Annotated in this window: 14 protein-coding genes; 4 read left to right on the forward strand and 10 right to left on the reverse strand. The window is 51.1% G+C overall.

Annotation, left to right across the window (positions count from 1 at the left end; all coding sequences use genetic code 11):
* Positions 1-217, reverse strand: a 217-nt coding sequence (locus FC20_RS10890; protein ID WP_236697653.1) for a DUF935 domain-containing protein, incomplete at its 3' end; no start/stop codon positions are given.
* Positions 218-220: 3 nt separating this feature from the next.
* Between FC20_RS10890 and FC20_RS10180 the strand changes: the two genes are divergently transcribed.
* Positions 221-709 (forward strand): hypothetical protein, encoded by a 489-nt coding sequence (locus tag FC20_RS10180; protein ID WP_082610499.1) that lies wholly within the window; start codon positions 221-223, stop codon positions 707-709.
* On the opposite strand, the gene FC20_RS08255 is transcribed toward FC20_RS10180, so the two are convergent.
* The 9 genes from FC20_RS08255 to FC20_RS08290 form a co-directional block, all read right to left on the reverse strand.
* Positions 693-1,493, reverse strand: a complete 801-nt coding sequence (locus FC20_RS08255) for a C40 family peptidase (RefSeq protein ID WP_008459414.1) — start codon at positions 1,491-1,493, stop codon at positions 693-695. The genes FC20_RS10180 and FC20_RS08255 overlap by 17 nt on opposite strands.
* A 46-nt stretch (positions 1,494-1,539) precedes the next feature.
* A complete protein-coding gene (locus FC20_RS08260; RefSeq protein ID WP_008459415.1) occupies positions 1,540-2,391 on the reverse strand; it encodes a C40 family peptidase in 852 nt (283 codons plus the stop codon).
* A gap of 134 nt (positions 2,392-2,525) precedes the next feature.
* A complete protein-coding gene (locus tag FC20_RS10670; protein ID WP_008459417.1) occupies positions 2,526-2,699 on the reverse strand; it encodes a hypothetical protein in 174 nt (57 codons plus the stop codon).
* 440 nt (positions 2,700-3,139) lie between these two features.
* Positions 3,140-3,814, reverse strand: coding sequence for a C40 family peptidase (locus tag FC20_RS08265; protein WP_008459419.1), 675 nt, complete (start codon positions 3,812-3,814; stop codon positions 3,140-3,142).
* 139 nt (positions 3,815-3,953) lie between these two features.
* Positions 3,954-4,733, reverse strand: a complete 780-nt coding sequence (locus FC20_RS08270) for a C40 family peptidase (protein ID WP_008459421.1) — start codon at positions 4,731-4,733, stop codon at positions 3,954-3,956.
* A 194-nt stretch (positions 4,734-4,927) separates the two neighbouring features.
* Positions 4,928-5,398 (reverse strand): C40 family peptidase, encoded by a 471-nt coding sequence (locus FC20_RS08275; protein ID WP_008459422.1) that lies wholly within the window; start codon positions 5,396-5,398, stop codon positions 4,928-4,930.
* Positions 5,399-5,548: 150 nt separating this feature from the next.
* Positions 5,549-6,598: a 2-hydroxyacid dehydrogenase gene (locus tag FC20_RS08280; protein ID WP_056945370.1), complete on the reverse strand. Its 1,050-nt coding sequence runs from the start codon at positions 6,596-6,598 to the stop codon at positions 5,549-5,551.
* A gap of 311 nt (positions 6,599-6,909) precedes the next feature.
* Entirely contained in the window at positions 6,910-7,389 is a 480-nt protein-coding gene (locus FC20_RS08285) for a C40 family peptidase (RefSeq protein ID WP_008459434.1), read from the reverse strand.
* A gap of 108 nt (positions 7,390-7,497) precedes the next feature.
* Positions 7,498-8,040, reverse strand: a complete 543-nt coding sequence (locus FC20_RS08290) for a guanylate kinase (RefSeq protein WP_008459435.1) — start codon at positions 8,038-8,040, stop codon at positions 7,498-7,500.
* 90 nt (positions 8,041-8,130) lie between these two features.
* Between FC20_RS08290 and FC20_RS08295 the strand changes: the two genes are divergently transcribed.
* The 3 genes from FC20_RS08295 to FC20_RS10425 all read left to right on the forward strand — a co-directional run.
* Positions 8,131-8,454, forward strand: a complete 324-nt coding sequence (locus FC20_RS08295; protein WP_008459440.1) for a DUF2187 family protein — start codon at positions 8,131-8,133, stop codon at positions 8,452-8,454.
* A gap of 63 nt (positions 8,455-8,517) precedes the next feature.
* A complete protein-coding gene (locus FC20_RS08300; RefSeq protein WP_008459442.1) occupies positions 8,518-10,014 on the forward strand; it encodes an O-antigen ligase family protein in 1,497 nt (498 codons plus the stop codon).
* Between the two features lie 76 nt (positions 10,015-10,090).
* Positions 10,091-10,301 (forward strand): hypothetical protein (locus FC20_RS10425; protein WP_420835929.1); only part of this gene is annotated, 211 nt, incomplete at its 3' end.

Raw genomic sequence — 10,301 nt, forward strand, 5'->3', positions numbered from 1 at the left:
TGGCGGCCAGATCCACCGTTTTTCCTACTGGATAAGTTGGTGTCCCCCGAAATATAGCAACCGAAACGAATTTTCTGTTTTTTCGCCCCCAATCTATGTCAACCGGAGACAAATTTCTCGATTTTCGCCCCCAAAGTATATCAACCGGACTAAATTTTCCCGATTTTCGCCCCCAATCTATGTCAACCGGACGGAAATTCTCGATTTTTGCCCCCAATATATGTCAACCGAGATCAAATTTCTCGATTTTCGCCCCCAAAGTATATCAACCGGACTAAATTTTCCCGATTTTCGCCCCCAAAGTATGTCAACCGAGACCAAATTTCTCGATTTTTGCCCCCAATCTATGTCAACCGGACTAAATTTTCCCGATTTTTGCCCCCAATCTATGTCAACCGGAGACAAATTTCTCGATTTTCGCCCCCAAAGTATGTCAACCGAGACTAAATTTCCTGTTTTTCGCCCCCAAAGTATATCAACCGGACTAAATTTTCCCGATTTTTGCCCCCAACCTATGTCAACCGAACCATTTTTTGCCCCCAAGTTGACTCAACCGAGGCATTTGCGCCCCCCATTTTATATCAACCAGGCTCGATCCCTCCCCCGTTCTATATCAACCGGACTTCGACTGCACATTTTTTACTCAACTATAGCCAAAAAAAGGCCCGAATCAGATGATTCGGACCTTTTTGCTATAAGACTCTTCTAGCACGAGATGGCCAGAAGTAGGTTGATAAACTTGTTTGCACGACGCCCTGCTGATCGCCGCTGGCCATGACGTATTGGCCATTGCCGACGTAGATGGCGACGTTGTACGGGTTGCTCTTGCTGCCCCAGAAAAGCAGGTCGCCCTCCGTGAAGCCGGACTTCTTGGAGGCGCTGACCGCGATGCCCTTGGTGGCCTGGGCCTTGGCGGTTGAACCGGTATTGACGCCCGCCGCCTGCTTGTAGACGTAGGCTACGAGACTGGCGTTGTCGAAGGCGTCAGGGCCCTTGGAGCCCTTGACGTAAGACTTGCCCACCTGGGCCTTGGCCAGGGCAACCACGGCCTTGGCGCGGGCCTTAGAGCCCATCGGGGCGGACCAAGAAGCGGCTAGAGTCACGGCACTGACAGCCTTGGTTGCTTTCTTGGTCTTAGTCGTCTTTTTTACCTTTTTAACAGCGGCGCGGGACGCCTTAACAGCAGCCCGCTTTTGTTCGACCTTGGTGAAGTACTTGGCGAGAACCCACTTATTTTTGCCAATACGGTACCACAAGTTGCCCATGCTGTCCTTGGCGGTTTGGTAGACAAAGCGGCTGGTACCCTTTTTCACATGGGTGACCTTGTGGTGGCCGGAACGGTAGTTGGACCAGACCGTCACGTAGCGCTTGCTGATGACCTTCACGCGCTTGTTTGCTGCCTTGACCGGATGGCTGACGGGCGTAACCCCCGTCATGGAAACGCCTAAAAAAGCCAGCACAGCGGCAGAAAACTTGATTAAAATATTCTTCATGTCCCTTTTCCTCCCTACTGCTGCTAACTCTATTTTAACACGAAAACTACAGCAATCTTCTAGCAACCGTTGGCCAGTAGTAGCTGGACAGGGTTGCTAAGATGACGCCCTGCTGCTCGTCGGCAGCGGAGACGTATTGGCCGTTGCCCACGTAGATGGCTACGTGGTAAGGAGCGGCGGCATTCCCCCAGAAGAGGATGTCGCCAGGCTGGAGGCTGCTGGTACTTACCGTAACGTTCACGCCTTCGTAAACCTGGGTGTAAGTCGTGCGGGAAACGGTCTTGCCAATGGCGTTCTTGTAGACCCATTGGACAAGGCCGGAGCAGTCAAAGGAAGATGGGCCGGTTGCGCCCCAAACGTAAGCCTTGCCCACCTGGGCCTTGGCCAGGCTGACCACCCGGCTTTGCTGCCAAGATGAGCCAGCTGGTGCTTGTGAAGACGCTGCTTGATTGACCTGGTTGGTGGTCAAAGCCGCGGTTGCCTGCTTTGCGGCTTGGGCGGCCTTGTTGGCTGCTTGGGTAGCCTTGTTGGCGGCCTTAGCTGCTTGGTTGGCAGCCTTGGTGATGGAGCTGGACTTGGCCTTTCTTTTGGCGGTCGTGGTGATTACGACCGTGTACTTGCTAGCGATCCACTTTTTGGTGCCGACCTTGATCCAGACCTTTTTCTTGGTGTCGGTTGCGGTGGCCTTGACCTTTTTCACGCTGCCCTTCTTCAGGTACTTGTGGGTCTTTTTACCCTTTTTATAGTTGGTGTAAACGGGGGCCTTTTTTATAACTTGCACCTTGGACAGGTGGCCCTTAACTTGGGCGCTAGCTTCCTGGGGCGCTGCGACAGCAAAACTAAAGGCCGCGGCGGCCAGGGTCAGCGCGCTGACTGCTTTTTTCCACTTATTACTCATATGCTTATTTCCTCCGTCGAAGCAAAAACTAATACCATATACTTATCTTAAGCTCTTGTCAAGGGTGTCGCAAGACGGTGAATGTTACAAGTTGGTTACAAATGGTTAGCGAGGGCGCTTTGACAGGGACGGGTTTACTTGATGATTTCATCGCACCGATCGATGACGGATAGCCGTTGGTAATTACCGACGATTACATGCTCTACTTCGTCATGCAGGATGAGGCCATCTGCACTAGGTTTTTGCAGGAATTTTTGCCAGAATGGCAGATTAAGAGTTGATCGAGCCGCAGAAGGTGTAATAGCCAATTGGCACCTCCTTTTCGTTTTGGGGTGGGGTGCTGCACATTTTTTGACTAAACTGGTGATGGGGTTGCTCATAAGTTTACTCAAGTAACGAAAATGCTGCTCACAAACTTACTCAAGTAACGAAATTGCTGCTCATAAGTTTACTCAAGTAACAGAATTGTTGCTCATAAGTTTACTCAAGTAACGAAAATATTGCACACAAACTTACTCAAGTAACGAAAATGCTGCTCATAAGTTTACTCAAGTAGCGGAAATGCTGCTCATAAACTTACTCAACTGCCCTACTTTTCCGGGTAGTTGAGTAAACTTTGGGCCGGCGAGGCGGCTACTTGAGTATGTTTTTGTGAAGCTTTTTTCCAAAAGGCTGGATAGTTGAGTAAATTATTGTGCACTATTGCCCCACTAACGCAAAAAGACCGGCGAGGAGCCGGTCTTTTTTACTAAATTAAACGCCGAGCGCTGGATGGATAGAAGACGCTGGACTTGCGGGTGCTGACGTATGACTTGATGACGCCAACCGTGGGGCTGGAGGCGTGGACGAACTTGCCGCCGCCAACGTAGATGCCCACGTGGTTCGGCGCTGACTTGCTGCCGAAGAAGAGCAAGTCACCCTTTTGCAGCTTCTTGGTGGAAACGGTCTTGCCATAGTAGCGCTGGGTCACGGAGTAGTGCGGCAGGTAAGTGCCGATGGTCTTTTTGTAAACATACTGGGTGAGGCCGGAGCAGTCGAAGCTGTAAGGGCCGGTGGCACCCCAGACGTAAGCCTTGCCCACCTGCTTGTTGGCCAGGGAAACGACCTTATTTTGCTTGGCCGCCTTCAGGATTGAGGCGTACTTGCTAGTAGTTACGGTGTTAGCCGCCATGATCCAGGTGTTATTTTTCAATTCATACCACAAATTGCCCTTGTAAGTTGCAGTGGCTTTCAAAGTCAATTTCTGGCCTGATTTGACCTGACCGACAATCTTTTTACCAGCGCCGGACCGGTTCCAGATGTTCAGCTTTTTGCCGCCGCGGTAAGCAACCCGCTTGAAGGTGGCGGCGTCAGCTTGGTCAGCAAAACTGACTGCGCCCAGCAGACTGAGGAATAAGGCTAATACTGTTATTACTTTTTTCATGGTTTCCATCTTTTCTAAAAATTGAATTCGTGCTTTCTAGCTTAGCGAAACAATGTTACAGCATTGTTACAAGAATGATACAGATGGATAAAGAAAAAGCATCGCACGAGGCGATGCTTTAGTACAAAGGATATTATTGTTAGATCAGGCGCTTAGCGCGGGATGGCCAGAAGTAGTAGCTCAGGTGCTGGTTGATGACGCCTTGGCTTGGAGTGGCTGCGTGCACGAAGCGGCCGCCGCCAACGTAGATCCCTACGTGGTATGGTGCTGATGCTGAACCCCAGAAGAGCAGGTCGCCCTTCTTTAAGGTAGCAGTTGACACAGCAACGCTCTTGCCTTGGTAAACCTGGGTGTAGGTGGTCCGGGTGATGTTTCTGCCCAAAGCGTGGCGGTAAACGTATGAAGTTAAGCCGGAGCAGTCGAAGCTGTAAGGGCCAGTTGCGCCCCAAACGTAAGGCTTGCCGACTTGGGCCTTGGCCAAAGCCACAACCTTGTTTTGCTTGCGCTTCATGCTCTTAGAAGTCTTCTTCATGTAAGCTGCCTTTTTTGCTGCCTTTTTAGCGGCACGCTTAGCAGCTTTGGCCTTCTTAGCCCAAGCCTTTTGGCTTAAAGTGTAAGAAGCAAGAACCCATTCGTTGGCAGCAACCTTGTACCAGGTTTTGCCCTTGTACTTGACTTCGCCGATGACCTTGATGGTCGTGCCGTGCTTGAAGCTGATACCAGTATCGTTGGCAGCACCAGTCTTCACCTTGTAGTTCTTCCAAGCCTTCACGCTGTAGCCACTAACGTAGTTGATGACTACTCGCTTGTTAACGGCCTTAACCGTAGCGGCTTGAACGTTACTATTTTGTACGGCGCCAGCAGCGGTCATTAAGGCAAAAGCGGCTGCTAACTTAACTAAGATTCTCTTAAACTTCACAACAATTATCCTTCTAATGATTAATTTATCTTTTTTGATACAGGTAAAATAATAGTCCTCTTATGTTACAGAAATGTTACAGAACGAATACCATCTTATTAAAATTAAGCCCAAATAAATAAGGCTACCGGTTTTGAGGCCGATAACCTTATTTTTGATAGTGGGAAAGTTATTTTATTAAAGTTGGTCTGAAATTAAATGACCCGCTTGGCCGTGGATGGCCAGAAGTATCTGCTGAGGCGTTGCTTGCGGACGCCTTGGCTTGGCGTAGCAGCGTGCACGTATTTGCCACCGCCCACGTAGATGCCGACATGGTATGGAGATGACTTAGAGCCCCAAAAGAGCAGGTCGCCCTTCTTGAGCTTGGCGGTTGAAACTTTCACGGTTTTACCCTTCTTGACTTGGGTGTAGGTCGTCCGGGTAATTGACTTTTTGATAGCTTTCTTGAAAACGTACTGGGTCAGACCGGAGCAGTCGAAAGAGTAAGGGCCAGTAGCGCCGTAGACGTAGCGCTTGCCAACTTGCTTTTTGGCAAGCTTGACAACCTTGTTGCGCTTAGTGGTAACGCTGGCCGCTTGGGCTGGCGCTGCCTTGGTGGCAGAAACCGCACCGAAGAAGGCGGCGAACAGGGCTAAACTGACTAAAATTCTTTTGATTTGCTTCATGATAATAACTTTCTCCTTTTTCTCTTGACGGTTATTATCATAGCTTATTTATGTTACAAGCCTTTTACAGAGCCTTTGCAATCTCTTTAATAAGAATTACAAGTTTTGTTACATAAGAAAAAGCCCCTAGCAGAGCTAGAAGCTTTTAGACTAGGCCAAGGCCTTTGCGGAAGCAGCAGTCGTCACTTCAACCTTTGGAGCAACCACGCTGTTGCGCTGGTCAACGGTGCCTTCAGTTTGCATATTATGGAAGTTGTTGTAAGACAGGGTGATCATGTCTTCAAGAGCAGGCTTGGTGAAAGAGCCCATGTGCGGGGTCAGCATGACGCGGGGGTAAAGGCTCATCAGCGCTTGGACGTCTTGATCTGGAACGTCAGCTTGGCAGTCGAAGTTGTGGCCCATGATCTGCTTTTCACTGGACACCACGTCGGCGCCGTAACCGCCCAGCTTGCCACGGCGTACGGCAGCCGCGACAGCTTTTTCATCAGCGAGCTCGCCGCGGGCCGTGTTGACGAGGACCGCGCCATCCTTCATTTGCGCGATGTATTCGGCGTTGATCAGCTGATCATTTTTTCCTTTAAAGTAAGGAACGTGAACGGAGACGATGTCGCAGGTCGCGAGCAGCTCGTGCTCAGAGACGAACTCGCAGTACTGCTTGGCGAAGTCGGATGGGAACGGGTCATAGGCGTAAACTTCAGCGCCCAGGCCCTTCCACATCTTGGCTTCGGCCACGCCGATCTTGCCGGCGCCGTAGATGCCGACCTTCATGCGGTTGAACTCGGTCGCAAAGTAGTCAGGATGCATGCCGAAGTCCTGTTGGTGGACTTGATGGGCAGCTTCGCCGACATGGCGGGACAGGGTAACGCCCAGGGTGAAGGCCAAGTTGGCCACGGCGTATGGGGAGTAGTTTGGCACGCGGGCAACCGAGATACCGAGTTCTTCAGCAGCCTTGAGGTCGTAGTGGTCAACGCCCACGGAGCGGGTGAAGACCCAGGAGATTCCATAAGATCGGAACTTTTTCAGATTTTCCCGGTCGCAGAGGCAGTTGCCGCGGACGAGGACAGCGTCGCAGTCTTCAGCTTCCTTGACGTTTTCCCGGTTCAAGTATTCAGGAATGAGCTTCAAGTCGTAGTCGTACTTGTTTAATTTTTCGAAATAACTTCTTTCAAGCGGCCTAACGCCGTAACATGCAATTCTCATTGTGAATACCTTCTTTGCAAATCTAAAACCGTTACTTACTTAACTAATTGCCCCTATTTTATTTAATTCCTTTCTCATTTACAAGGGCTTAACTAACTTTCTAAGGATTTAAACTTTGTTAGTGTTGGTGGGGCTTGACAGCCTTTACAAACTTTAAAAAGCGTAAGATGGAGGTGCAGCTTTCACAGATTGCTTTAATTTTCGCCTTGCCAAGCCCCAACAGCCCCAACACCAAAACAAAAACGCCCCGCAAGCGGAGCGCCTGCGAGACGTTAATTGACGATCATTTTGAAGTTGGCTAAGCGGCGAGACTAGATCACACGCTTAGCAGTTGATGGCCAGAAGTAGCTGCTGAGGTATTGCTTACGTACGCCTTGGCTTGGAGTTGCCGCGTGTACGTATTGGCCGCCCCCAATGTAGATCCCTACGTGGTATGGGCTAGACTTGGAACCCCAGAAGAGGAGGTCGCCCTTCTTCAGGCGTGAGGTTGAAACAGCAACCGTCTTGCCTTTCTTAACTTGAGTGTAGGTGGTTCTAGTGATGTACTTGCCGATAGCGTGGCTGTAAACGTATGAGGTCAGGCCTGAGCAGTCGAAGCTGTAAGGGCCAGTGGCGCCGTAAACGTAGCGCTTGCCGACTTGCTTTTTAGCAAGAGAAACAACCTTGTTACGCTTAGTCGTAGTGGTTGAAGCTTGAACTTGGTTTGAGCTGACAGTGTTAACAGTGACGAAGCCGGCGAAGGCTACGGCAAAAGCGGCTAAAACTTTAACGAGTGATTTCTTGAACTTCAAAATGATTTACTTCCTTTTCGTATTTGATGGTATTAATAATACCTAAGAAATATTTCATTTCTGTTTCAAAAGCGTCACACGTTATTTACGATTGCTTGTCAAAAAGCCTTAATCCCGTAACTTTTTGACAATTTCGTCCAACTTTTCCTCGGTCTTGGTTAAGTTTTGGTTAACGAGCACGTGGGCCTGAGGGGCCAGGTCAGCCGGCAATTCGTTCAATTCAGCGCCCGCCAAGCGGCCGGCCACTTTTTCCGGGTCGTCCCCCCGAGCCAGCATCCTTTCCTTTAAGGTTGCCAGGTCCCCAGTCACGTATAAAAAGTAGACCTGGTCGCCCAGGGCCTCTAGGTAAGACCGCGCGCCGGCGATATCGACGATCAGGCTGACCAGGTCGGATTTTTCCCAGGCGCGGTCCAGGCCCTCGCGGCTCGACCCGTACTGGTTGCCGCCGTAGGTGACTTTTTCAAAAAGGTGCAGCCGGCTCATCGACTCCGGCGTTTCAAAGTAGTAGCTGACGCCGGGCGTTTCGCCGACCCGCGCTGGCCGCGTCGTGTGGGTAACCACGCGGGGGATGCCGTAGCAGGTGGTCAAATATTCAGAAATCGTGGTCTTGCCGGCACCGCTGGGCCCAGCAATTAAAATAATTTTGCGCAAAACGGTTCTCCTGACTTGAATTTTTTAGACATATAATATAGTATTACTTCGTTGCGAATTTAACCAGTAGAAGTCAAGGAGTGAATTTTAATGAAAAAAGCCGACGTGAAATTAGGTGCAGTCGTTAATGCCAAGTCAGAAGAAGAGTTGAAGAAGCAGTTCCAGGGCACTGTGGAAAAAATCTATGAAAACTCTGCCCTCTTAGCCATCACCTCCTTTGATGACGTGGACGCTACCGCCGTCAGCGACCTTAACTACAAGCTCGTGGTCAACTTCAAGAACATGAAGCCAGCCCGCTCCGCCAAGAAGGCCAAGGCCCTGTCCACCAACAGCGTGACGATCGAAAAGATCGAGCCAACCATGAAGGCAGCTGACAAGGATGAAAAGCCAGCTAAGCCTGCTAAGAAGAAGTAAAATAAACCGCGCCGGTTGGCGCGGTTTTTTGTTATGATTGTAAAGATAGAAAGCGAGGCATCCATGACTGACAAATTGAAAAAAACGCTCTTTTGGTTCATCATCCTGCAGCCCCTTTTGGACTTAGACTTCCTCTACCGGGGGAAAATGGCGACCATCCTGCCCTTCACCATCCCGACCATCGTCCGCATCCTGGGCGTCTTGGCCCTGGCCGTCCTTTTTGCGGCCACCCGGCCCAAGATCAAGGCCTGGATCTGGATCTACGCCGGGGCCCTGGTTTTATACGGCGGGATCCACCTCTGGCACATGACCAGTTTCAAGGGGATCGCCGGGGCGACCTACGGCTACTCCACTTTTGGCGAGCTTTTCTACTTATTTAGAATGGTCCTGCCGCTAGTTTTGATCTACGTCACTCAAGCGGTCGCCGACGAAGACTTGATTTTGCGCGGCCTGGCCATCGTCAGCGGGCTTTTTTCCGGGACAATCGTGATCTCCAACCTCTTCGCCGTCTCCCTCAAGTCCTACGAGACCGGGACGATTTCCGGCAACATCTTCACCTGGTTCATGGGGCCCCTCTATGGCTATTCGCACAGTGCGTCGAAGGGCTTCTTCTACTTTACCAACACCTTGAGCGCGATTCTCTTGATGCTGGCGCCGATCGTTTTCTACTTGTTGATTAAAAAGTTTTCCTGGAAGACCGCGCTCTTGGCCTTGTCGCAGACCCTGGCCATGCTGGAGGTCGGGACCAAGGTGGCCCTGTACGGGCTGCTGGCGTCTCTCGTCGTAACGCTAGTCTTGTGGCTGGTCCATGTCTGGCTTTTGAAAAACGAGTCGTTTAGCTGGAGGCCGCTGGTAGCGATGGTGGCCATGCTGGGGATTTTTGCCATCTGCTACAAAGTGTCGCCGGCCGTCCAGCGCTACGAGTACGAGATTTACTGGGCCAAGAGCCACGACTCGTCGATTGCGCGCGAAAACGCCTTGCTGGCACGTGGCTTGAAGAAGTACCAGAATTCTCCTGCCAAGCTGGCGGCGTTTGAGAAAGATTTTTTGGCAAAATATTATAAGAAGTACGCCTTGAACAAGAAGTTCATCAGCAAGTCCTACCCGTACGAAAAGGACCCACAGTTCTGGATTGACATGTTGAATAAGCCGGCTTCGTACCGCCTGGCCAACCGCAAGGTCGAGCAGGCCATGCTGGACCGGGTGGTGGAATACAACGATAGCCCTTTGGACAAGTGGCTGGGGATCGGCTACATGCGGGAGACGAATATCTTTAACCTGGAACGGGACTTCGTCGCCCAGCGCTACTCGCTAGGGATCGTGGGGACGGTCTTGTATTTGGTGGCCTACCCGGCAGTGATCGTTTGCGGCGGGATGGCATGGCTGCGGCGGCGGGAGCGGCGGACTTTTTACCTGTCTAGCCTGCTTTTTGCCAGCTGCCTGATCCTGGGCGCCAGCTACATGTCGGGCAACGTCTTGGACTTCCCGACTTCCAACCTGCTGCTGGCCTTTGTGGACGGCGGGATTTTAGCCTATATTAAGAAAAAAGCGAAGCGCTAAGCGCTTCGCCTTTTTTGTGTTGGGGGCGGCGTGGGCGTGGGGGAGTGAGCTTCGGGGAGCCCGAGCCCCCCAAAGTATGCCAACCGAACTCGTTTTGACGCTTTTTCGCCCCCAAGTTGACTCAACCGGGCTGGATTTTGGCGGTTTTCGCCCCCAAGGTGACTCAACCAGGCTGCTTTTGACGCTTTTTTGCCCCCAAATTGACTCAACCGGGCTGCTTTTTGGCGGTTTTGGCCCCCAAGGTGACTCAACCAGACTGCTTTTGCTGCTTTTTCGCCCCCAAGTTG

Source organism: Lactobacillus equicursoris DSM 19284 = JCM 14600 = CIP 110162 (assembly GCF_001434815.1).
Taxonomy (GTDB): Bacteria; Bacillota; Bacilli; order Lactobacillales; family Lactobacillaceae; genus Lactobacillus; species Lactobacillus equicursoris.